Genomic DNA, 24,291 nt, shown 5'->3' on the forward strand with positions numbered 1-24,291 from the left:
ATTTAAAAAGAGAGTTTAAATTCAAATACCATGAAGATTGGTCAAAGAAGCTGTTAGAGTCGTTTCTGGCTTAGGGACACTTTGAAGTTTTTTTAGACACTCATTGGGATCAAGGCTACATTGACCAAAAAGAGAGAAATTATAATCCTGAGACACCCCATAACCCATGCATCGATCTCCTGTCGCTACAATCAGATCATGAGCATAATCGGCTAGTTTCCTTGCTGCCTCTTCATTTCCTCCAAGCCTGGTAACTAAATCTTTCATCTTCAGACTGTTAAATTTTCCCTTATCATAACATCTCATTAAGTCCAGATCATGAGCAAGAGCCATAAGTATACCAGAGGCTGATGAAATTCCTGGTTTACCCGTATCCAGAGCTTCAGCCCAATATTGAAGTTCACTTTCATCGGAAAATAGCGAAGGAATTAATGACGATTTATTGGAAACTACATGATTTAAAAAACCTTTTTGAGCATTTTCTTTAAAAGTAGCATAGATATGTTTGGAATGCTGTCCATTGTATGCTTCCTTAAATGCCTGCTGATAATGATTGGCATCTGTCCAACTCATATCGTTTTCACGCCCAATTACTGAAAATAACATCATGTATTGTGCTTTTTGTATTTCTTTTTGCGTTAATTTTTGGAATTTTGCATCACCTGAGTATGTTTTCAAAAATTCAGCAATGACTGGTACAAGCTGTGCGACTCGTAACGTATGAGCAATTCCATGATTTGGCCTGGGAACTAAACCCGAGGGAGTATTTAATGACCAATCCTGTCCCATATTGGACCAATGTTCCCAATCAGTATGCTTTTCCCAGGCTGCCTTTACATTAGCATCTGGTTGTTTAAGTTTAGGATTATAAGGATGTTTTAAAAAATTATTCCAAACATAGTCAATGGCTTTGGCCCCATTAGCAGATACTAGATAATCATTTTTCTCTATTTCTTTAGTTATTTTAGTATTTACCAATAATGAAGGTCCATTTAAAGAAAGATTCTCCTGATGAAAATAGAAAGTGTCACTACCTGTTTCATTTTTTGTTGGGCAGGTTCCTAAATGAGAGCTTATCCCCAGATTAGACAACACAAAGTCTCTAAACTCTGTCCTTCCGAAATTAATTGAAATTTCCTTATTCTTGGAAATATAACAACCTAATTTATTATCTGGGTATTTTGAAGGTTTAATCAGTATCATATTCGGCTCTTTGATTTCAAAAGGGTGAGATGAGATATTGACTCCTAAACTTTTTGCCTTATCTGTTATTTTATTAAGGAAAAATTGTCGCTCTGTCTGATTTTGAAAAGTAATTCTTATCATCGGACTATCAACGTTTCCTGTCGCGGTAATAGAAATCGAAGAGTCTCCTGACTTTGAGGGATTAAAAAATGTTGGCGAAGTAGAAGTAGTCGCCGCCGGCTTTGCTACAGGAATAATAACAGGGGCCCCAATTTGTACAAACGTCAACTCAGAATTCGCACCTGGAAGCTTATGTTTATGGAAGAAAATAGTATTATGGTCCTTGAAAATCTCGGCATGTTCTGTTTTCACGCCTACTTTAGGTAATACAAAATGACTCAACTCCACTTTTCCAAAATTAATAGCGAATTTTCCCCCTGGGGATATATAACAACCACAAGGATTAGTTGGGTAATTGGAAGCCTCTATCAGAAGTGAGTTTCCAGGGCCTTGTATTAATGGAAAATTTAATCCTAATTCGCTTGCTTTTATCTTTACTTCCTTGAAAAATTTACTTTTTTCTTCCTCACTAATAAATTCCATTTTTAAATTAGGTTTACCATTATTAGAAACCCAAACTATTTTCGTAACCATAATTGGCCTCTGCTATTCCCAAGAATATTTTTTAATTATAGTACATATTGTCTATTATTTATCTATAAGGTTTTTTATAATGGCATAAATCAGATTAGATGATTAAACGGCTACGCCTATTTTTTAGATATTTACCTCCAAAGAATTTATACAAGGAATTGAAGATGCTGGGTTCATTGACATCGAAAAAGGAATACTCCAATTATTGGAGGAGGTACAGTATTAACCCCATATAGAGACTGGATAAGTAATCTTAGCTTTACATTGCAGCACATGAACAATTCACCCGATTTGGAACCATACAACTAACCATAAAATCATCAGGATGAATCATTCAAAGCTTGTTGTTTATGCTATGGGACTTTAAGAATAATCAGCAAGCAACCAAACACATATAGTGGAAAACTGGTTTTTCAGGTATTTCCCTGGTTATTATTCTGGCAAATACCTGATTATATTTAGCGATAAGAGATTATATTGCCAACTTCCGTCAGATCCCTATTTGAACGATCAGCAAGATCATATGATCCATTTAAAAGAGTATTACTTTCTCTGGAAAAAAACATTCTTAACTGATTTGCATTTTGACGTCTTAACTTAGGTGCCATCAAAGGGTAGCCGTCATTATCCAGAATCGGCTCATTTATTCTTATTGATTCCTGACTTATGTCTTTAGGCAATTTGACTGCGCCAGCATAGGACTCTACAGAATGTAAGGTAATTGTCTTTAAATTAAAAAACTTTGACATCATTTGCTCCTATTGGTTTTATAAATCTCACTTTGATAATAATAAGAAAATGATTAAAATTCACTAGTTTAATTTTATGAGGGTTTATTTTATGAGCAAAACGTATACAGAAAAGTTATTTTCATACGGGACCTTACGCTATGAAAAAGTACAAATTGCTAATTTTGGTAGAAAAATGCAAGGCCAAGAAGATGTATTGCAAGGATTCAAATTAACCACGATTGAAATTAAAAATTCAGCCGTTGTTGCGACAAGTGGCGATAATTTTCATCCCATTATTTCGTATACGGGCAATCCATCAGACAAAGTTCCAGGTATCGTATTTACTATCAGCAAAGAAGAATTAGCACAAGCTGATAAATATGAAGTCTCTGAATATAAACGTGTGAATGTGAAATTGAGCTCAGGGGTGAATGCATGGGTTTATATCAATGCTCAAGATTTTTACGGTAATAACCAAGCAAAAAGCTAACTAACAATACAAATATATAGAGGCTCAAATGGGTGGTTATATTATTAATTTGTAGCAAATGCTGTATTGCCGATCTACAAATCGCATATGATGTTCACACGTTATGCAATTAAAAAGCCAAAAATAAAACCAAAAGGCGGATTTATTTTCACTTATGATCACAATTTAATCAGTTGTGTATAATAATTAGTATAAGGTTTAGATAGTATAACTCTGAAGGAAATTATTATGACACAACAAAAGTGGAAAGAACTTCATAGTTCTCATCATCGGGAAAAAAAAGATTCTTATATTGAGTATTTTAAAGAGCACTTAATTGAACATCTAACCAAAGAACATGACCCTAACGGTGAAACAAATCAACCTAGTAAAATACTAGAAGCCAGTCGGAGTACGACTGGGAAATTATCAAGAATATTTGATGCGTATCATTTCCCGGCTCCAAACTATGAAGAGTTAAACGCTATTCATCAAAAACCTAATGGATTAAGAGAGCACATGCAGGAAAATCTAAATGGGATTATCCCTGTTTTACTTAATGAAGATAGAACCGCACTTCATCCAAAGGTTATTGAAGCGATAGGGCGAGATAATTACGAAGCAATTTTAAAAAATGCTCAGGGTAATGAACAGGAGATTGCTCTCCAATTCCTAAAGGCAGCAATAATAAGCTATGGGCAAAGGATGCTAGATAACACTGATGATAGTAATCTTAAAAATAAAGCTTTTATTTCAATTATGCCTGCCCTGGAAAAACTTGCCGGTGAAGTGACTTTGCAAGGTTTGCCTGAACAATCTAAAAAATCAAATCCACTCGATATTCTGAAAATGTCACAAGATCTCTTGAAATTACTCGATGAAGCGAATACAGCGGGTATTACCATACCTAACAGCAGTATAATGCGAGACAAATTGCAAACTGTATCTGATCTTATGGATCCAAACAATGAAGAATTTAATATGCTTCCAGAAGAAACAAAAAATTACAAAGCTATAGAAAATTATGATAAAGCTATTGAAAGTTTTATTACTGGAGCACAAGAGACATTGGCAACCAAGCCTCCCGAACCAGAGGAAGTCCACTGGTTCAAAAAATTTCTAAGGTTTATCACAGGCAATGAAAAACTATTGCAAAATGCTGATGAGAAACGTTATGACCAACAAATCAAAGTCCTTTCAGATATTAGTGATTTAAATAAAAAACTGAATTCCTTTCCACAAGAGAAAAACATATCTTCTGAACCTGAATTGACTCATGATCATGGAAATGAGACTCAAATGAAACTCAAATGAAACTCTAATTAGAGAAACCATTATTGATTGCTAGGGTATGTAGTTAATTTTAGTCTACCCCGCAATTAAGTCTGATTATTTTGATAATCAGACTTAATCGCTATAACCGTGTAGGCGGATTCAATTTGTAAGTGCAATTTACTGTTAAGGAAAATAACTATTAGTTTCTGAAATTTCTTTAACTGTTTCTTCCGATAATTTCTCCTTTAATTTAGGGGTCTTTAATATTAAGTTTTTAATATCTGAATGGACCATGCTGTACCCTTTGAAAAATCCTTCATTTGTTTCACTCATTGCTTCAAAATAACCTCTAACTAATTGTTTTGGATGCAATGAGAACTTATTAATTCCAGAGAATTCTTGCAGCTTTTCTTGCCATACCAAGTTGCTAGACGCGAGATTACGCAATAAAATACATACGGAAGATATCTTTCCTAAATCTTTAACGTCTAAAAATTTCAGTGTAATAATTAATAAGTCTTGGGGTAATTCAATTAACTTCATTCCGTAAATCCTTCAATATTCGTAGTAAATCATAGATGTGTTGCGCTATGTAGTTTAGTGGCAAATCAAGTATCTTTGAATAGAAAAGGTTTTAAAATAAGTCCATTTCGCAGAAATACTTTATTTTTATGCAACATTAACTAGCTCATCCCAAATTTCATTTGGCGTTTTAAATCCTAAAGATTTACATAGAAGAAAATTTACCTTTTGAAATCAAAGGTTTTGATTGTGATAACGGCTCAGAGTTTCTTAATTAGCACCTTATTCGTTATTTTACTGACCGCGGTTCTCAAAAATCCGTACAATTTACCCGTTCACGTCCTTATAAAAAAGACGATAATGCGCATGTTGAACAAAAAAACTGGACTCATGTCCGTCAGCTCTTTGGCTATCATCGTTTAAAATTATTATCTATAAGTATCTGTTCATATTCTTCGGCAGAAAGAGATGCATGGTATAAATCGTGTCCTCCATTATTACTCCAAACTTCATCGTATTCAGGTCCTGATGTAAAGATTAATAAACCATTTTGATCAACATAGGAAGCTAGTAAATTTAAAGTCATTCTTTGATCATCGTGAGGTAAATGAAAAAAGCTATGCCAGGCAATAACCGAACAGTGATATTGAATACTTTAAATACAAAATGTTCCTTCCAGTTGCCTTTTTTTTCGTATTTTTGTCCATTCCCACCAAGGTTGTTTTTGACCTGTACGTGCTTCGTTTATAGCAGCGGCAAAGACATCCCAAACACATGGATCATGAGCTTGGTCAGTAATTTGTTGCAGGCGTGAGTACATTTCATCAGCACATGCATTAGCAAGTTGAGGAATTGAATTAATCTCAAGTAATTGCAAGTCTTTATAAGTTGCCTCCCCCACATTCATAAGACTTAAAAGTGGATGGGTTGCCTTGAACTTATTTTTGGTCATATCTATCCCGTGGAAGCTGCCTTTATTTCAATCATAATATCATCGAGATTGATAATTCAAACAACTTCTTGAGCCCATGATTTTAAAGAGTGATATTATTACTTCTATAAATCTTATTTTTTATCCAGGCCGATCACATCATAAATAGTGATAGGAGCAGCAATTCCCTTAACTTTTACCCTTAGGTGACCATTTAATTCAAGCGACTGGTTAATTTCCTGGTAAGTTGCCTCAGAAATTAAAATTTGCCCACCCAAAGTCAGATCCTGAATGCGTGATGCCAGATTAACTGGAGAACCAATTGCACTGTATTGCATACGCTTCTGAGAACCAATATTCCCTACAATTGCGTAACCTGTATTAATCCCTATGCCCATTGCTAATTCGGGTAAACTGCTGTTGCGATTCATAGCGTTCACCTCTTGCATGGTAGCTTGCATCTCTAATGCGCAGGCTATCGCTCTGTATGCGTCATCCCCTCCAGAATGTGGTGCTCCAAATACCACCATGATAGCGTCACCAATAAAGGAATCAACAGTGCCATTATATTTTTCTATGACATCAACCATTTTTCCATAATGATTGTTAAGCGCAGCAACAATTTTATCCGCAGGAAAATGCTCCGACAGAGTAGTAAAATTTCTTAGGTCGCTAAACAAAATTGTAATTTTACGCTCCTCCCCTCCTAATTTTAACTCTGATTTTGATTCAAGAAGCGCTGCAACAATCTCGTCAGACATGAAACTACCAAATACTTTACGAATAAAATTATTTCGCATTTCAAGTTCTTTCTTAGCTTTTGTCAGAGAAATGTTTTTTTCTCGGACAGCCTTCTCAAGAAGCGAAATATCCAGCAGATTGAGTTGATCTTCTGCCAACGTTGCTAAATCTTTTAAAATTTGAATTTCAGTCTCGTCTAAATTACGTGGTTTTTTATCTATCGCGCATAGTGTTCCCACGTTAAAACCATCAACTGTAGTTAACGGAAATCCTGCATAAAAACGAATATTGGGTTCACTAGTCACATAGGGGTTATTGCAAAATCGCTCATCCAACAAGGCGTCTGAGATTATCATTGGTTTATTTTGTTGAATAGTATAGTGGCAAAATGAATCATTACGGGATATTTTGTTAAGACCTATTCCACAACTGGATTTGAACCATTGGTGTTTGGAATCAATAAAAGAAATAAAGGCAATAGGAACCGATAAGTAGCCCGAAGTGAGTCGGATAATCCGATCAAATCTTTCATCTGGTGGTGTATCAAGAATTTTTAATTCGTATAACGCAGCAATACGATTCTGCTCAGTAGTATCCAAAGGTTTCTTCATAATTTTCTCAGGATTGTTATCACGATTGGTTCTTTTCCCAGGTGAATAAATAAAATGAGAGACATAATGGTTATTAAGATTATAGTACAATGCACTCATATTGATTGGCTTAAACCAACAAATAAGTAAATTGTATTCAGCAATGGAAATAAAGTTGACGAATTATTTGTATGTGGCTAACACTTGCTATGAAGAATATACACAAAAACGGGCAAATAAATAGTATTTAATTACCCGTCCAAAACCTTAAAAATTTAACCTGATTTAATGATGCGAGAGGGTATTATCATCAAGATGTTCAGATGCCTTATTTACCAATCCTGAAATACCTGATAGCTCATTGTTTGTAAAGAAACCAAAACGTGATGAAGGAGAACTAGAAACAACTGATAAAAACTCATCACTATGAATCCCGTCTACACCACTTTCAGCATCTTTCACAATGCTTGTAAGCTCTTTTTCTTTTGGCGCAGGAACAGAATAATGATAAATAGTTTTGCAACTGCCATTGTTGCCCAGAACCTTTACAGAACGTATTAGGTCAAATAGTATATCGAAAGGACTAACTCCCTCTTCTCCTTCTCTAAAGCCCAAGGTATATGGATACTTACTCCCCGCGCTAACTCCTTCACATTTAGCTACCACTACCCCTCGTTCGCTAGGCTTTACCTTCTTGCATTTAGCCCATCGGCCACCAGCCATGCCTGGATCATCTCCAATTCTTCTAACAATTTCACTATTGGATAATAGTTTACTATCTGCATCTTCATGCAATTCTATAGCAAGCATCGCTCCATTACGTCGTGTGCCTTTATTAAAATATTTTTGAGCATATTTAAGATCAAAAGCAAAAAAAGTTTCTCCCTTTGCTTTAGTTGAGACCTTTTCGTCGTCTTCTTCACATACTTTTTTCTTGTTACCAAATATTCTCTTTCCTTGATTTAAGTTTTCAAGAATTGCTAAATATTCATTTTCACTGACAAAGCGAAATAAATAATTACTAGGTCTTTCAATGTTAATACTGAACTCTGCAAAAGATTCTTCCTCTAACTCTGCAATCTCATCTACATGTCTGGTAATAGAATCCTCCAACTCCCTAATTCTTTCTTTACGAAAAATGCTTTCCTTTTTTTTAATATCGGATTTACGATTTGCTTTAACAGGCGATAAATCCAGTTCCTCAGAAAGCTCTACTAACTCATCCAATTCTTCTTTACTTGATTTTGCAATAGTTGGATTATGTCCTTTTATTTTAGGCATTTGCATTGCTTTATTTTTACGCATCTAACTCTCCTAACATCGTTACGATATACAATATGTACTTATATTATTCTTACACAATATATTTTGCACATTATCAGCAAAATGAAATGGATTGCAATCTTTCATTTCTAAATCAAAATTACTGAATCGAAATACATTAGATTTAAGAAGAATACTTGGGCAGCAAAAATAATGTCTTGCCCATTAGTATTCTATGTTACTCCCTAACGGTTTTTTTGGCTCAATTCGCTATTGAGTGCCTCTTCAAGATTTTGAGATTGACTAACCGCCAGAGAAGACTTCAAAGCAAAAAAGCCTTGATGTCCGGTGGTTCCAAAAGTTACAGCATAAGCCACAGCAAAGGTCACTGCATTAACCAATTGTTTCGCTAAATTGGTTAAATAATCTCCCCAACCTAAATCTTTTTGCAGTATTGGTGCAGCTTCCTGAATCGTTCTTTTTGTATTTTGCGCAAAAGTTATTAATTTTTCTCTGCTTGGTTCATTAAATGCTTCCTCTTTGTATTTTCTCAAAGTATCTAGCAATTCTATAGCTCTTTGCTTTGCAGGAACATGATAAGTGCCAATAGAGTTAATTTCATTTTCAAAATTATTCAAAATGAGATCAATAGCATCGGACTGAGCTACGCATTTTTTGCTTTTTTGCTCTTCCTCAAGTTTGATTCGTTGCTCTTCCTCAAGTTTGATTCGTTGCTCTTCCTCAAGTTTGATTCGTTGCTCTTCCTCAAGTTTGATTCGTTGCTCTTCCTCAAGCTTGATTCGTTGCTCTTCCTCAAGCTTGGCTTGCTGTCCTTCCTTCTTAAGCTTCTCTTGAGCATCAGGAAGCCAGGAAAGTCCATCTTCTCTTTGTTGTTGTCGTTTTTCTACATCAGACTGAAGTTCACACCATTTAGGAATGTTATCAGAAGAAAAATTAGCTTTTCCAGATACACAGGCATGATGCTGCAAAACTCGTAATGGTTGAGACATAGGTTCAGCTAAATATTCAAAATACCTCGGGATGGATCTACCAGATATAGCTTCCACCCAAGATGATGAGACGGCACTTGGGCCCGAGAATTCCATAACCAATGGTTTATAGACATTCCCTTGAAACGACTTCAATAGTTTTTTAATGCCGTCAGGAGTCTTAGGACAGTCATTAAGATGTTGTTTTTCTATATGATTTTCAATAACAGATGTAAGCAAATCTTGATTTTGATGCTGAATTGCCTCTTTAATTGCAGGTATAAGTTCTTGTGTAGCAAAAGTTTTAGCAAAATACTCAGCGCCAAAAAAAGTTGCAAACGACAAAGCATCCTGGTGAGCTTCTGAAACCACTGCCCTTAAAGTACATAAATCAAATTTGCCATTTGTTTTTTCAACAAGTAACCGATAACCTGGCGAACTTTTTAAACGCACTAACTCTTCGTTTTTGCTTTCTGCAATATATTTCGCACAGTTTTCATAACGTGCAATGATATTTTTGGCAACTCCTTGGATTATTTGAAGACGTGCTTCTTTATCTTTGCTATAAGCAATCATGTCGGTATTGAAGGCTGGGTTTTCCAAAGCAGGTTGTTGACCGTCCTTTGTGAGCGCCGATCCCATATTAAGTAGAACCGGGAAGCCGGAATGCACCTCAACCGCGACTTTTTTATCATTCATTGGCAAATCAATGTCAATATAATTGCTACTTTCTCCGATGATTACATCAACCCAACGCACCAGATCAGATGCTGCCGCAGGATTTCCTCCCTTACCCTTTCTCATTGCCTCAAGCTCATCTTTCGCCAGATTTAGCAATTGAGCATCAGTTTTACTGACTGATTTTAAATCTATCGAATCAATATCAACTAATTCAATATTATTTTCCTTTGCCCATTGCTGAAAATCCATCCTGGCCGTCTCATTTAAACACAATGAGCTAAAAACAATTCGAGTTTTGCCTGGCTGGTTAAGTTTTGCATTTTTTTCTACTTTAGTTTTAACATGTTGTGGCATGTAAACTGCTGGGTTATTGCTAAACCAGACAGAAAATATATTGGTTGTATCAAATGCGTATTTATCTTCACGACTAACGTCCAACCCCAGGATATTAACATTCCCGTTGCTAAGGTCGCTTAGCTCTCTCTTTAATTCTGGAATAACTTTTTCATTTAAAATTTTAAGTTGTTCTTCAGAAAATGATACGCTCTTGGCATAGACACCATTACCCCTGATCCTATTGTATAAGTCGTTAATCTGCTCTTGACTAAGCGCTGCTTCTAATCGTCTTGCTAATTGGTCGAAGATGTAAGCTCGTAACTTTCCCGCTTTCTCTCTTTTTTCGCCCTCAACCACGTCCTCCAATAGCTCGCGTGTCAATTTATTTAAAGTATTACTAACAGGAGATTTACCAATTGTCATAGGCCCATATACTTGAACCTTGCTCTCAACAGGCTTGTACGCATCCTGAACTGGCTGACTTTCAACAGTATCAGAAGGAAACGGGGTATCAAGGTCTTTATTTTTTCGAACCCAATCTAAAGCAATCTCTTTCCCAATTGTAAGATAGAGAGCAAATTTAGTTAAAAACACCTCACTAAGCAGTGTTTGTTCATTAACTCCAGTATTTAACTGGTGAATTTTAAGCAATGAATCAGCCAATTCTTTAGCCATTTGCTCATCAACAACGCATGTTGATTTGATGCTCTCAATAAAAATTACCTTTTGTTGCTCTTTCATATATTAATCCCATCTGGTTATAATCTAAATTTTTACTGTTGTCTCTACTGGAGAAATACCAAAATAAACCAAATATTTACAAAGTGTTCATGAATATACCATAAATAACTTAAGTAAAACTTAAATTACGTTATTAATCTAATCGGATTGTATTCATAAGATAACTGATTCTAACATTATGATGATGAATTAAGTTTCAATAACCATGAGTCAATAATGACTCCAGACAGTATAAAATGAATTACCATCTAACCTTTCGTCATCCGAACAAATCTTAACGGAAGATTATTGGGAAGAGTAATTACTTCATTTGAAATGCGCTTATAGCCAAAAGCGCTGTAGAGCTTAACCCCAGGTAAAGTAGCCATCATCTCAAGCCGAGTAAATTTTTGTAAAAGAGCCTCTTGTTCACAATGCTTCAAAAGAATACTTCCCAATCCTTGTCTTGCGAATTTGGGATGAATAAATAAAGCTCTTATTTTTGCAAAATCTTGTTGAGGATCCAGATATATCCCCTGTTCTCTACCTGCATATTGACTGCCGCCAAATAATGTTCTTCTACGACTCCATCCACCACAACCGGCAATTTGCCCATCCCTTTCTACGACAAAATACGTTTTGTCTAAAATTAACTCTAAATCGACACCAAATACATATTGAATGGCTCCTTCAATTTCTTCCTTTGTATAATCTTCGCGGCTAAGCTCTCTTGCTGAACAAGAAATTAATTGATTTAAAAATTGAATTTCGTTCATTTCAGCTAATCTGATTGTAATCATTGATTGATAACCTCCTGCAAGTTTGTGTGGAGGTAAGTTAACATAAAACAAATACAAATAAATTTCTTATTTTATTTATAAAAATTACTTTTTATAATGTATTTTTACAACAAAAGGTAATATATGAAAAACAAGCCAACAAAAAATCATCCAAATGAAAAAAATACAGGATATCCAGTTGAAATACTTGATAAAATTGATAGAAAAATTCTAAATATTCTTCAGAAAAATAATCAAATTACTAACCAGGCATTGGCAGATATAGTTGGAATCTCTGCCCCACCCTGCTTTCGAAGAGTCAAACGCCTAAGAGAGGAAAAAATTATCGTTAATGATGTTGCTTTGGTTGATCCATTTAAAGTAGGTAGGCCATTAATTGTGTTCGTAAATATTACTCTTGAAAAACAAAGAGAAGATCTGCTAACTCATTTTGAAAGAAAAATGCACGAAGAGCCTGAGGTTATGCAATGCTATTTTGTCTCGGGAGACACAGATTACCTGCTTATTATTCATGTCAAAGATATGAATCATTATAATGAATTTGCCAGGCGAGTATTCGCTAATGAGCCCAATATTAGAAAATTCAGAAGCAGCTTTTGTCTTAATAGAACCAAATATAATACACAAGTTGTTTTAGATGAGTAGTAACTAGCAAATACCTGCCTGGTTAACAAACCTAATCCCGCATGTACTATAATTAATTTAGGAGCGGAATCACAAGGAGCCAACCATGCAAGAATCAATTCACTCTTTATTTTTGGCACAAGCAATCGGCCTCTATCTTCTTATTGTGGGAATTATAATGCTTTCTCGAGCTTCATATTATCGTGAATTGTTGACTCATCTCAAAGAAGGCAGTGCCACTATTGTAACGGCTGGAAGCTTGGGGTTAATTATCGGTATTTGCCTTGTACTGGTCCATAACATTTGGGTTCCTGAATCAGAGGTATTAGTTACACTGGTAGCCTGGCTTATTTTGATTAAATCAATATTATGGCTTGGATTTCCCGAGTTTATGGTGAAATGCAGTCAAAAAGCCTATACAGGGACAGGCTATTATGTGATTTCCATAGTGGTATTAATTATTGGGATTCTGCTAATAACCCACGGATTTTACCTGTTTTCCCATTGATTTTACCTGCTTTCATAAGCAACTCTGCTTTCAGTAAGGTAACCATCAATGGATGAAGTGTTTAGGTTTTTATAAAAGAAAGGTGCAAGTGTTAACGTTTTTTTTCATTTCAAAAAATCGTAAAGTTTTTTTGAAAAATTGTTAAATTTATGGCGCTTCTTAATAAAATCTTAAGCTTGTCTACATATACTTGACCTGCCTTCAAAGGAAATGAATTGTTGCATAGGGAAATCTCTGAATTATATGAGGTTTAGTATGTCATCGTTTAAGCATTCTTGTGAAAAAATTGATATCAATCTAGCTCATAATGTTCTAACCATTTGTCCTAAAAATAGAGAGGCACTGCAAAGAATTACTGCCCTTTTCAATAATCTGTACATTCTTTATTTTATAGGAGGTATCCCTAGCATCACCTACGATGACATGGATCAGATTCAAATTAATATTAAGTATTCTCAACAAATAACCGATGCCAAACTCAAAAATACATTACTTTCTTTTGTTAATTCTGAATTAATCTCTCAAGATGAAAAAGAAACATTTTTAAATGAGCTGGAGCTCACCAAAACTTCATTCACTACCCAATTTAATACCGAATTGGAAAATATCAGAAAAAAGGCTGAAGAGTTAAGCAAAAAAGCAGAAGTTGACCCTTATCATTATGAGTCTGCGTCAAAAGCAGCTAGCAAGCTGCATCAAGAATTATTAATAGCCTCCCAACTTTATTTTTATCATAAAACACCCGAGGCATACGAAAATTTCAAGCAAACATGTCAAAGAGAAATTGAGAGGGCTCGACCTGTACTGGAGCAGCATAGAGGATGGAAACCTTTGTTAGTTAATGTAGGAGCGGCCATCATAGGTCTTGGATTTCTCTATTTGCTTGCAGCTTCCATTAACTATTATAAAACAGAGGGCCGTCATTTTTTCTTTCATTTTGAAACGGACTCTTTGCAAAAATTAGAAAACCTGAATATAGCTCAATCTCAAGTATTAAGAATCTAACCATGAACAACCCGGATTAGACGGCTCTGTTATAATCCGGGAAAAACAGATTTTTAATTTCTAACCGCAATACCCAATACCGAGCTTTTCATTTCCTCCACCAATTTCTCAGACCTGGTTTGAGAAAATAACCCCATACGACCTGTGTAGTAATAATTTATCCCAAAAGCAAATAAATACCCTATACCAAGCAAAAGGATAGCCATTGATAACTCAGCCACTAACCATAAGGCATCTCGGTGATTTTGCAAAGTCAAATTGGCTAAATCTATTTCTGCTATGCAGCACTCTTTATAACGTTTTATTAAAAATGGATCTGGATTCTTTTCAAGATAATTGGTGTAGGTAGTGAGCTTACTAACCAATTGGCTCATTGCATTTGCTGCATCAAAACATGCTCTATTACGCAAATCTTTTTCTTTGCTCTGTAGGGTAATTAAATGCAAGTGAATTGAATTGAGCTGTTTCCTTAATTTAATATCATTATCTGTTAAATCAATTTCAAAGCTTGTAGAGCACTTTAATCTTTTATATTTTTCAAAATCAATTTGGGAAAACTGCTTGATAGCCTTATCAATAGATCCTCTTTCCTCAGGGTCAACTATAAGCATTGTGCTTAGGCACGATCTGATTTTGCTTTTATCTTCCTTGGTTAAATAGAGTTCCAATTCTGGGTCAGAGAAGAGTAGTTCGTTTCTTGACTTCTCAATCACGTAGTCCAAACCCTTATCACGAGAGATATAATAATTAGTATATTTATCTCCCCACAAATAACTTAATATCCTGCCTGTTGACCAAACATCAGCTTTTGCTGTGTACAATGCCTGGGTATTGAAAGATTCAGGCGCTCTGTATGCTCGGGTTCCACAACGACGATAATCCTGTTCTGACGCCCTAAGCACAAAACCAAAATCGATTACTTTAGCTATCGGAGGTGACTTGCTAAAATCGATTATAATATTTCCTGGTTTTATATCTCTATGAATCAAATGCTTATCCGTCACCTGCTCTTTAATTGCTCTTAAAATGGCAAAAGTAAACTCAATCCGATTAATAAGATTAAGCTCAGGTACCTCTTCAGAGAAATCAAGCCGCTTAACGGGATTTAGAAAATTCTCTAAAACGATACCCTCTGCTTTTTCCATAATCAAGTAACTGAATTTACTCTCTTTGTTTTCTACAAATATTGGTGGTTTAACCGCTATATGCCCTGATTGAAGAAGCCCTTGATATTCACGTAGTACAGAATGACTTTGATCGCGTTCACTATGGTTTTGTATTTTAACTAATTTATTCTTTGGTGGTCTTTTAATTGCATTTCCAAATTCAAACTGAATTGTACCTAAAATGGGATACACAATACCGTACGCTCCCTTACCTAAAGGGTTCTTATTAGGGTCAAAAAATTCAAATGTATGTTTTTTTTGATCCGATTTTCTTGGGCGTCTCACTAAGGATTGATTAAATAAGAAGCAATAAGTAACATCCTTATGAGTATATTTGTACCCTTGATTATTATTCCAGGCACCTGGTAAATCATTATCATTCAGATAACTCTCCAGCGCTGCAAAAGCTTTTTGATTTGTAATTTGTAAATTTTGGAGATTAGCTGCATCAACGGAAAAAAACATTGTACGGGGCATGATATTGACTTCAATTTGATTAATCGGTTTTATTATACCTCGTCTTTTTTATTAAGTTAAATTAATTGAACTCTTAGCTAAAATCTAATTCATTATTTTTTAAATTTATAGTATAAAATGAAATTTTGATTTCAAGGAGAGAATTGTGGGTAAGGTAAACGCAGTTGGAATGGCTGAAGTCGGAGTTGAAAGAGCCAAAAGGAAAGAAGCCCTAAGAGTTCTGACGTCATCCCTCTTCAACCTGGATAATAAGGAACACACTCAGGCATTGGAAAAGTACATCAAACAATTTGAGTTAAGTGTCAATCAAATGTACCTCTATCAAACAATGAGTACTGCATTAACAGCTTGGGGGGGCTCGTGGATAGTTGGAAGGTTTTTGCCTATTCCTGAATTTGCGAATCACCTTCTTGCAGCCTGTCTCTATTTAGGCGTTTCTGGCTACATTCTTGAATCATTTAGCATGACCGATTTTTATGAACAATTGAAAGAGATGAAAGTACTCTATAATTGGTGTCTAAAAAATAACAAAGAAAACTATAGTACCGATATCGATAATACCAATAACCTTTTGTATCCTGATATCCAGCGCATGATTAAACTAATCGCCCCTTTATGCTCTACTGATTTTATGATTGCCTGGCCTAAAGAAGTAAAAACTACAGAAACTCAAAGTGGAATCCTATCCAACACATTGTCCATAGGCTATTCTATAGTATCAGCGCCATTTTCACTGTTCTCAACAGCCAGTAAACCGAGTCAGGATCAAGTCCAACGAATTAAAGACCTGAAAGTGCAGGTAGAAACAAGAGGTCTTGACTTAGGGGTTTTTGCTGGTTTTGAGCAGGCAGTCAAGTATTTTGCTACGAACTCTGATTTTAGAGATCTATTGAAAGCCAAGCTAACTCAACCTGTCAACTCATTTAAAAATTTGTTGCAAACAACCATACCAGGAATGTTGGCAGGAACTAATTCAAAATAATGGTAATAGATCCCTCATACTTAAATATTGCCTAACGGTCTTATTAAGTAAAGAGCTGATGTGTTTCTTGCCGACCTTAAGCCTTATTAAAGGTTGGCATTAGCATTAAAGAAAGGAGGCATAATCATCATTAAGGCCAGTATGAGGATGATTAACAGCAAATAATGTCATTGATTTACTCCAAAAAGGTTTCTCAAGATGAAAACTATTTTTGCAAACAAGGAATTGCTTTACAATCAATACAAAAAAATGTTTCTAGAGCAGATATCAGACGTCAGCAAATTAAAAGAATGTATTAAAGCAAGGTATGATATAAAAGAGCTTCCTGACGAAATACTTTTTAAATTGTTAACTAATAATCATAAAAAAATTTACGATTTCATAGGGACACATAATCAAAATAGAATCCGATATTTTTTCGGTAATTTTGATAATTTTGATCCGCGTGATAACCAAATTACCGTTTTAGATCGATTTATTCTTGATAGCGTTCATTTTTATATCACTAGCAGTTTATTAATGCAGTTAAACAAAGAATATCAAGAGAATGCAATGGAAATTGATAAAGCATGGCAAAAGGAAATTCAAGCCCATGCCCATTTCGGTCCATTACCAACAATAGCTATCGTTGGAAACTTGATTAAATCGAATAAAAACCGCGTCTTTAAAGATTTACAATTCCCTGCGAACAAAAATATACAGCTCTTTCAATTAAATAAATTATCAATTAAGATTAATGATCAAGTCTTTGCGCTCTGGTTACCCAAAGAAAGTGAAGCACAAATATCACTATCCAACTTCACTCGCAATACCATTTTTGTTTGTATTGCCACCGCCGCTATTTTAGCAATAGTCGTAAGTCTCTTTGTATTTTCTACAAGCTCAGCAGCTAGTTTAGCCGTTATTTTTAATCCTGCATCGCTAGGAATAATGATTGCATTGTTAGCAGGTGCCACGCTAATGCTGGGTATAAGCTCTCTTTATTCTTCCACTACCATACATAACAGTACAATAGAACATCCGGAGAACCGAACACCAGAAGAGCATTATCACTCTCATAATATTCGCAAGGATAAAATACATTCTAGTAAGGCCAAACCAGAAGAGCAGTTACCCTACCATGATCTCAAATGGTTATTATTTAACAGAAAACCACATACATTAAGAGAATCAATAGTGACTCCAGCAACAGCATCTGAACAAATATCATTTATGTGTACTAATAGACAAAAGCTATAATAAGCTTTCCCTAATATCTGTAAAATTTATCATAATACCGGTAAACAGATAGTGCTTAATTTATCCTTAAAATTAGGATTGACTTAAAATTACGGATGTAAAACAGGAGCGCAAATAAAATCCTCTTGGTAACGTTCTTATACGATTACCCTCTGGGTCATAACCATAACATAAAGATTTTCCATTGGCAGCCTTAGGCCTCACTTGAAGATACTCTCCCGAAGAAGAATTTAATGTTTCTAATTGTCCCAGAACTATTTGATTTGTTAAATAATTCCAATCTTCTGCAAGAACAGATTCCTGATCTTTATTTGGAGACCATAAAAATCCACATCCAATTCTTCTGTGAGGAAATGGAATATCTGTATCTCCCTCTATAGGAATCCATAATACCTTTTTTAATTTAGCGTAACATTGAGAAGACTCCCAACTTTGCTGATGGATGGTCAGTAGTGGAATAGAAACAATAAATGTGGACTCGGCCGGTTTCCCTGCTTTATTAATAGGTATCGTTTTTAATTCAATGCCCAACTGCTTGAAATCAGGTAGCGACTCATTTTTTGCATCAGCACCTAAAGCTAACTCGAGAGCTTGTCCGACCCATCCTTTTCGATGAACGGGGTTTAAAGGGGTAAATAGACCCAATTCAAGAGCTAATTGAGCGAAACTCAAGCCCTCAATTCGCTGGCATTCCTCCAAAAGTTCTTTTTCATTCTTCGGTGGTTTGTTTTTTAAGGCTAAAATCACTGGAGCTCTCTTTTAGTTCAACAGTAATAGGCTCAATTGGCGGCTGTATTCCTGCCGCTTTAAACTGTGCAGTTATGGCAAACAAGACTTTTGACCTTACTTCAACCCGGTTATGATTCTGGATATTAATAAAATACCGTGCTTCAAATTCTATTAAAGCTGTATCGATTTTCTTTAAAAAAACTTGTGCGGGAGGATCTGGAACAATTTCCGGAATAATTGCCAATACATCAAGTATTAACTGTTGAATCATCACTGGATCATCGGCTCTGCTTACCTTTATTGGTATGACCGTACGAATAATACCATCTTGATGAGTCCAGTTTGTAAAAGGTTTATTGAATGTTTCAGCATTCGGAATCAAAACCTGAGTATTATCCCATGAAGATACGCGCATCGAGCGAATGCCTATGTGAGCCACTTGCCCTTCGTATTCACCTATGGTGATCAAATCGCCTTCCCTTACGGGTCTTTCAATTAAAAGCATAATGCCTCCAACAATATTTGAAGCAAAATCTCTTAAACCGAAACCCATACCGACAGCAAGTCCTCCAAGTATCATCGACATACCGCTAAAATCCAGTCCCAGAACATGAAGAGTGATGAAGGTACCCAATAATATGATCGCATACTGTGTAAATACAGATAAACTATGGCGTATACCCACATCTTTGGTATTCTTATATAGCCATCGAAAGCAAAATTCTCTTGTCCACTTTGCTGCCCATACTAAAACAGCAAGCAGAATAAGAAATTCAATGATACTGGCAACTGTGATGTGTATGCCCGTAATATTAAGAATACTGTATTGAACTACTTTTTCGAGGCTAGTCACAACCAGTGAATCAGAGTACCAACCAAACAACTGAAATAAAATTAATACACTTGTCAAAAACAAGACAATACGCAAGATTTTATCGATTGGTTTGAGGAAAACCTCTATCCATAACCAACCATTTTTCAATGAAGAGATCATCCACTCAGAGAAAAGCTCTAATGCGTCAAATATCAAACCTCTTACGAGAATATAACCTACTAAAACCAACAAAATATAAGCTTGATAACGACTCATAGTCCATGCCAGATTCACAAACCCAATTAAACCAATAATTGCGGTTGTAAATAAGGTTATAGGAACTAAAATGACCAATAAAGAAATTGCATTTTTAAAATATCTTTTCTTTGATTTCAATAATGGTCTAATCAGATAAGGAATTACATCTTTACTTTTCCACGCGACCAAGGATACTGTTAACATAAAAAGCATGAATAATCGATTAAATATATCTTGCAGTAGAATTGATAAAGGTAACAAGTGACTAAATGTCATCAACGCAGTTGTCCATCCACCAAAAAGCAACAACCATTTTAGTCGATAATATAATTTAACGTCCTGACCTGATGAATCCGATATACTTTCTAACAAAATCAAACGGGCTATTAAAATTAAAACTCTAAAGGTGAGCCATACGATAATGAGTTTAATTAATAATTGAGAGTTAGCATAAGAAATACTGGTGAAGTATAAAATGAAGGATAACATAGCGAAGAAGCAAAGATGAGGTATGTTTCTTTGCAGTAAAACGAGTATTCCACCATAAAGATAACCAGTAAATCTTGAGCGTTCTTTATCGCTTGCTAAAGTCTTCAAAACATGATTTAAAACATAAAACAGGCTCAGGATAAAAATAAGAACTGTCCATAAAAAAATAGCAGGAAAAGTATCTAGCCAGGTATAACTATCATAAACCTTTATGGTTAGTGTTTTGATGTATTTATAAAACAAATTGGGGATATCAATTAGCTTCTTGAGAATAACTGCCCAACTGTCTATATTGTATTCGCTTAAACTTTGTCTTGTTGAGATCTGTTTCTTTAATTGATTTTGATAATCCTCTAAATTTTTGGATAAGATAAGTTTTTGATTAGAGGTCTCCTTTAATTCTGTTTTAACGTCATTCTGCAATAAGCTAACTGATTTTTGTAACCCTGGCTCAACAAAAAGATTGGCCTGATTCGTAAGAGAATTCAGAATGGTTTGCAAAGAACTCTCTATAGCCGAATATTGATTAATAACCTCTCTGTAATTATCAATCGCAGATTGCAAGGCTTTAGTATCCAAGTTATTTAATAACAGGATATTCGTTTTAATTATCTTTTTCTGTAACTCCAGTGCATTCAATTTTTGATGAATAACTGCAATTCTTTGATTATTGATGTACAAATTAGCTTCATATTGAATCTGTTCGCTAATCGCTAGTTCCGGTTGCTTTTTATCTTGGCTGGATACTGCATTCGCATAAAGGATATTCAGCTCTTTATTCAATTTAGCTCTAATGGCTTTAATTGACTTAAGCTTTTCTTTCAAATCGAAGTTGGCTTTCCAAAGTTTTAATTCATTCAAAATATCATTTAAAAGTAGTTGATATTGTTTGGCTAAATCCAAAGTTTCTGCAATTAACTCAGTAGTTTTTTTATTAACAGTAAGCAAAGTCTCGATTTTACCTACTTTTTCCTGAATGGTTACTTCAGCATTGGCAAGTGGCATTTGTTGCAAACGCTTTAGCTGGTCATTCAAATTGACTTCTTCTTTCTTTTGATTTTCACTAAAACTATTCAAACTCTCAATTTTTGCTTTATTCATTGAAAGAATAGTTCTAATTTGCCTTAACTTCTCATTATACTCTTGCTCATCCTTGGGAGCGCTCTTTTGTTTAATTTCATTAATAGCAATGGTCAAATGAGTTTTTTCATGAGCCAAATATTCTACTAGCGTGGCATTATTTTCTTTAACCGACGCTGAAAAGAGCGAAAAACTAAATAATAAAAATAGAGGCAGGAAAAAGCACCACGAGTATTTAAAACTTGTGGTGCTTAAATTTAAATTACTTTGTCGTAATAGTTGGCGCAAGTCTTATACCCAGTTCAGTTAATTGTGCATTGCCCGCAGGCGATGGCGCACTTGTTAAAGGACATGATGCTGTTTGAGTTTTGGGAAACGCAATCACATCCCTTATGGAAGTTGAGTCTGTCAGCAGCATAGCTAATCTATCAATTCCCAACGCAATTCCTCCATGAGGTGGAGCACCATATTGTAAGGCATCCAGCAAAAATCCAAATTTCTCATGTGCCTCTTGCTCACCAATTCCGATCAAATCAAATACAGTTTTTTGTAGCTCAGGTTGATGGATACGAATAGATCCACCGCCAATTTCATAACCATTAATAACTATATCATATGCCTTGGCTAATGTTTGCGTTGGCTTGGAGCGAAGTGCCTCAGCAGATAGTTCCTGAGGGGATGTAAAGGGATGATGCATAGACTGTAACTTATTACTCTGAGGATCCAACTCAAACATAGGCCAATCAACTACCCACAATAATTGCCATCCAGGATTAATCAGATTTCTATCATGACCCAGTTTATTCCTTAAAGCTCCCATAGATTCATTGACTACATGAGCTTTGTCAGCACCGAAAAAAATAACGTCGCCAGTCTCCGCCTCAACCCGATTAAGAATAGATTGCACAGCCGTTTCAGATAAAAACTTTAGAATGGGTGACTGCAAACCCGCCATACCAGCACTTAAATCGTTGACTTTAATATATGCAAGTCCTTTAGCCCCATATATAGTTACGAATTGTCCATAGTTATCCAGATCCTTTCGACTCAGATCACATCCATTAGGCAATTTTAAAGCAACCACTCTTCCTGAATTATCATTCGCAGCAGAAGCAAATACATTAAAGTCACAATCCTTTACCAAATCTGCAATATCAATCAACTCCAGTGGATTACGCAGATCGGGCTTATCACTTCCATAACGTGTCATAGCCTCTTGATATGACATTCTTCGCAATTTATCAGGTAAGGTAACGTTAATGATTTCCTTAAATACAATCTTCAGCAATCCTTCAATTAGTTGCAATATATCTTCTTCATTAATAAAGGCCATTTCTATATCAAGCTGAGTAAACTCAGGCTGTCTGTCAGCTCGTAAATCTTCGTCTCTGAAACAACGTACAATTTGATAATATTTATCAAATCCCGACATCATCAGCAATTGCTTAAATAATTGTGGTGATTGCGGTAACGCATAGAATTGTCCTGGATGCACCCTTGAAGGCACCAGATAATCACGAGCCCCCTCGGGAGTTGCCTTAGTCAACATAGGCGTTTCTATATCTAAAAAGTTCTGCTCATTCAAGTAATTACGTATGCAACTGTTTAATTTGTGTCTTAAAGTTAGTTTCTTCTGCATAACAGCGCGCCGCAAATCAATATAGCGGTATTTATAGCGCAAATCTTCATTGATAATTTGATGATCATCTGGCAAAAACGGTGGAGTTGGAGATTGATTAAGGATTTCAAGTTGTGTACCGATTACTTCAACCCGGCCAGTCTCCATTTTATCATTGATCATTCCTTCTGGTCTTTTACGCACTATGCCAGTAACACGAACAACAAACTCTGATCTTAGTTTTTCAGCAATTGCAAAAATTTCCTTATTTTCAGGCTCGTACACCACTTGCAATAATCCTGAACGATCACGAATATCTAAAAAGATAACCCCGCCATGATCTCGTCTATTATGCACCCACCCACAAACTGTGATTTGCTTATCCAAGCTTAATTCATTCACGGCCGAACAGTAGTGTGTACGCATAAAACCACCTATTAAAGTTTATTGAGTTTTTACTTGTGCCGATGCAGGATCAGACTGCATTACACCTAACGATATTACTAATTTTAACGCTTCATCAATGCTCATGTTCAACTCGATGGCATCTTGCCTGGGTATCATCAACATAAAACCCGAAGTAGGGTTAGGTGTAGTTGGAACAAATACAGACATCATGTCTTCCTTGGATTTCTCTTTAATTTCAGGATTAACGGAGCCAGTCTGAAACGCGATAGTCCAAAGTCCTTTACGAGGATATTCAACTAAAACAACTTTACGAAAAGCTTGGCTATTAGTTGATAGAACAGCATGAATAACTTGCTTTACTGCATTATAAATTGACCGCACCAGAGGTATTTTAGCCAATAAGAATTCACCCCGACTTACAAGTCTCTGCCCGAAAAAATTGGTTGCAATAATTCCTGTCACGAGTAATAAAACCAATGAAAATAAAACGCCAAAGCCTGGTAAATAGAAACCGAATAACTGCTCAGGTTGATAAGCTTTTGGAAATAAAGCCAAGGTGCTATCAAGCATATCAATAATAAATCGCAGGACTACAATGGTTACAAATATTGGTAACCACACTATTAACCCGGTAATTAAATAGGCTCTGAGGGAGATTAATTTCACTCGCTATCACCTTTTGTCGATTTTGCGCTATCTGCAGAGCTTGCTGCGGGAGTTTCTTTAGAGGAATTCTCTTTATTAATGCCAGTATCTCCTGATTTATTCTCAGTTGACTCCTTTGGTCCATTTCCTTTGTTTTTAAAATCTGTGACATACCAGCCAGTCCCCTTTAACTGAAATCCAGCCGGAGAAATAAGTTTTGTTACAGTATTTTCATAACACTTTGGGCATTGTTTTACAGGCGCATCCGTAACTTTTTGCATCAAATCAAATTGATGATGACAGTTTGTGCACTGATATTCATAAATTGGCATCTAGCATCACTCCATAAACTCGAAGTATCT

The 24,291-nt window shown here is 35.5% G+C and carries 22 protein-coding genes; 7 read left to right on the top strand and 15 right to left on the bottom strand.

The genetic code is table 11. The annotated features are described in order from the left end of the window. Positions 1–21 precede the first annotated feature (21 nt). Together OQI99_RS05085 and OQI99_RS05090 are read right to left on the bottom strand one after the other, a co-directional pair. Complete coding sequence (locus tag OQI99_RS05085; RefSeq protein WP_265731450.1) at positions 22–1,839, bottom strand: SidE phosphodiesterase domain-containing protein; 1,818 nt, start codon at positions 1,837–1,839, stop codon at positions 22–24. Between the two features lie 458 nt (positions 1,840–2,297). Then, complete coding sequence (locus OQI99_RS05090) at positions 2,298–2,591, bottom strand: peptidase (protein WP_322783692.1); 294 nt, start codon at positions 2,589–2,591, stop codon at positions 2,298–2,300. A gap of 88 nt (positions 2,592–2,679) precedes the next feature. Between OQI99_RS05090 and OQI99_RS05095 the strand changes: the two genes are divergently transcribed. Together OQI99_RS05095 and OQI99_RS05100 are read left to right on the top strand one after the other, a co-directional pair. Further along, positions 2,680–3,060 (top strand): gamma-glutamylcyclotransferase family protein, encoded by a 381-nt coding sequence (locus OQI99_RS05095; protein ID WP_265731452.1) that lies wholly within the window; start codon positions 2,680–2,682, stop codon positions 3,058–3,060. A 228-nt stretch (positions 3,061–3,288) separates the two neighbouring features. Continuing rightward, positions 3,289–4,353: a hypothetical protein gene (locus OQI99_RS05100; RefSeq protein ID WP_265731453.1), complete on the top strand. Its 1,065-nt coding sequence runs from the start codon at positions 3,289–3,291 to the stop codon at positions 4,351–4,353. Positions 4,354–4,497: 144 nt separating this feature from the next. Here OQI99_RS05100 and OQI99_RS05105 read toward each other — a convergent pair whose 3' ends face one another. The 7 genes from OQI99_RS05105 to OQI99_RS05135 form a co-directional block, all read right to left on the bottom strand. After that, on the bottom strand, positions 4,498–4,857 hold the full coding sequence (locus tag OQI99_RS05105) for an F-box protein (RefSeq protein WP_265731454.1): 360 nt from the start codon (positions 4,855–4,857) through the stop codon (positions 4,498–4,500). Positions 4,858–5,248: 391 nt separating this feature from the next. After that, on the bottom strand, positions 5,249–5,422 hold the full coding sequence (locus OQI99_RS05110) for a hypothetical protein (protein ID WP_265731455.1): 174 nt from the start codon (positions 5,420–5,422) through the stop codon (positions 5,249–5,251). Between the two features lie 69 nt (positions 5,423–5,491). After that, positions 5,492–5,788 carry a helix-hairpin-helix domain-containing protein gene (locus OQI99_RS05115; protein WP_265731456.1) on the bottom strand — a complete coding sequence of 99 codons (297 nt, stop codon included), beginning with the start codon at positions 5,786–5,788 and terminating at the stop codon, positions 5,492–5,494. Positions 5,789–5,901: 113 nt separating this feature from the next. Beyond that, on the bottom strand, positions 5,902–7,218 hold the full coding sequence (locus OQI99_RS05120) for an adenylate/guanylate cyclase domain-containing protein (RefSeq protein WP_265731457.1): 1,317 nt from the start codon (positions 7,216–7,218) through the stop codon (positions 5,902–5,904). Between the two features lie 165 nt (positions 7,219–7,383). After that, positions 7,384–8,403, bottom strand: coding sequence for a hypothetical protein (locus OQI99_RS05125; protein WP_265731458.1), 1,020 nt, complete (start codon positions 8,401–8,403; stop codon positions 7,384–7,386). Between the two features lie 203 nt (positions 8,404–8,606). Next, positions 8,607–11,108, bottom strand: coding sequence for a glycosyltransferase family 88 protein (locus tag OQI99_RS05130; RefSeq protein ID WP_265731459.1), 2,502 nt, complete (start codon positions 11,106–11,108; stop codon positions 8,607–8,609). A 248-nt stretch (positions 11,109–11,356) separates the two neighbouring features. After that, entirely contained in the window at positions 11,357–11,887 is a 531-nt protein-coding gene (locus OQI99_RS05135; protein WP_061514116.1) for a GNAT family N-acetyltransferase, read from the bottom strand. A gap of 123 nt (positions 11,888–12,010) precedes the next feature. On the opposite strand from OQI99_RS05135, the gene OQI99_RS05140 reads away from it, so the two are divergent. The 3 genes from OQI99_RS05140 (at position 12,011) to OQI99_RS05150 (ending at position 14,024) form a co-directional block, all read left to right on the top strand. Next, positions 12,011–12,532, top strand: coding sequence for an Lrp/AsnC family transcriptional regulator (locus tag OQI99_RS05140; RefSeq protein ID WP_080447486.1), 522 nt, complete (start codon positions 12,011–12,013; stop codon positions 12,530–12,532). Between the two features lie 85 nt (positions 12,533–12,617). Further along, entirely contained in the window at positions 12,618–13,019 is a 402-nt protein-coding gene (locus OQI99_RS05145) for a hypothetical protein (RefSeq protein ID WP_010947214.1), read from the top strand. A 195-nt stretch (positions 13,020–13,214) separates the two neighbouring features. Further along, entirely contained in the window at positions 13,215–14,024 is an 810-nt protein-coding gene (locus OQI99_RS05150; RefSeq protein WP_265732351.1) for a lpg1484 family Dot/Icm T4SS effector, read from the top strand. A 53-nt stretch (positions 14,025–14,077) separates the two neighbouring features. Here the strand turns inward: OQI99_RS05150 and legK1 are convergent, their stop codons facing one another. Next, positions 14,078–15,667, bottom strand: coding sequence for a Dot/Icm type IV secretion system effector kinase LegK1 (legK1, locus tag OQI99_RS05155; protein WP_265731460.1), 1,590 nt, complete (start codon positions 15,665–15,667; stop codon positions 14,078–14,080). 145 nt (positions 15,668–15,812) lie between these two features. Here legK1 and OQI99_RS05160 point away from each other — a divergent pair, with 145 nt between their 5' ends. Next, positions 15,813–16,649: a hypothetical protein gene (locus OQI99_RS05160; protein ID WP_265731461.1), complete on the top strand. Its 837-nt coding sequence runs from the start codon at positions 15,813–15,815 to the stop codon at positions 16,647–16,649. Positions 16,650–16,847: 198 nt separating this feature from the next. Next, a complete protein-coding gene (locus OQI99_RS05165) occupies positions 16,848–17,888 on the top strand; it encodes a hypothetical protein (protein WP_265731462.1) in 1,041 nt (346 codons plus the stop codon). 72 nt (positions 17,889–17,960) lie between these two features. On the opposite strand, the gene mutH is transcribed toward OQI99_RS05165, so the two are convergent. Genes mutH through OQI99_RS05190 form a run of 5 tightly spaced genes read right to left on the bottom strand, consistent with a single transcriptional unit; the run spans position 17,961 to position 24,261 of the window. Next, positions 17,961–18,635: a DNA mismatch repair endonuclease MutH gene (mutH, locus tag OQI99_RS05170; RefSeq protein ID WP_265731463.1), complete on the bottom strand. Its 675-nt coding sequence runs from the start codon at positions 18,633–18,635 to the stop codon at positions 17,961–17,963. After that, positions 18,598–21,546 (bottom strand): mechanosensitive ion channel domain-containing protein, encoded by a 2,949-nt coding sequence (locus tag OQI99_RS05175; protein WP_061514122.1) that lies wholly within the window; start codon positions 21,544–21,546, stop codon positions 18,598–18,600. The genes mutH and OQI99_RS05175 overlap by 38 nt, the downstream gene beginning before the upstream one ends. Then, complete coding sequence (gene aspS, locus OQI99_RS05180; protein ID WP_265731464.1) at positions 21,521–23,302, bottom strand: aspartate--tRNA ligase; 1,782 nt, start codon at positions 23,300–23,302, stop codon at positions 21,521–21,523. The genes OQI99_RS05175 and aspS overlap by 26 nt, the downstream gene beginning before the upstream one ends. Before the next feature lie 18 nt (positions 23,303–23,320). After that, positions 23,321–23,950 carry a DUF502 domain-containing protein gene (locus OQI99_RS05185; protein ID WP_265731465.1) on the bottom strand — a complete coding sequence of 210 codons (630 nt, stop codon included), beginning with the start codon at positions 23,948–23,950 and terminating at the stop codon, positions 23,321–23,323. Further along, the gene (locus OQI99_RS05190) at positions 23,947–24,261 is read right to left on the bottom strand and encodes an FmdB family zinc ribbon protein (protein ID WP_061514125.1); all 315 of its coding nucleotides are present in this window, start codon (positions 24,259–24,261) and stop codon (positions 23,947–23,949) included. Before OQI99_RS05190 ends, OQI99_RS05185 begins: the two co-directional genes overlap by 4 nt. Between the last annotated feature and the right edge of the window lie 30 nt (positions 24,262–24,291).

It is taken from the genome of Legionella sp. PATHC039 (assembly GCF_026191275.1).
In the GTDB taxonomy this organism is placed as follows: Bacteria; Pseudomonadota; Gammaproteobacteria; order Legionellales; family Legionellaceae; genus Legionella; species Legionella pneumophila.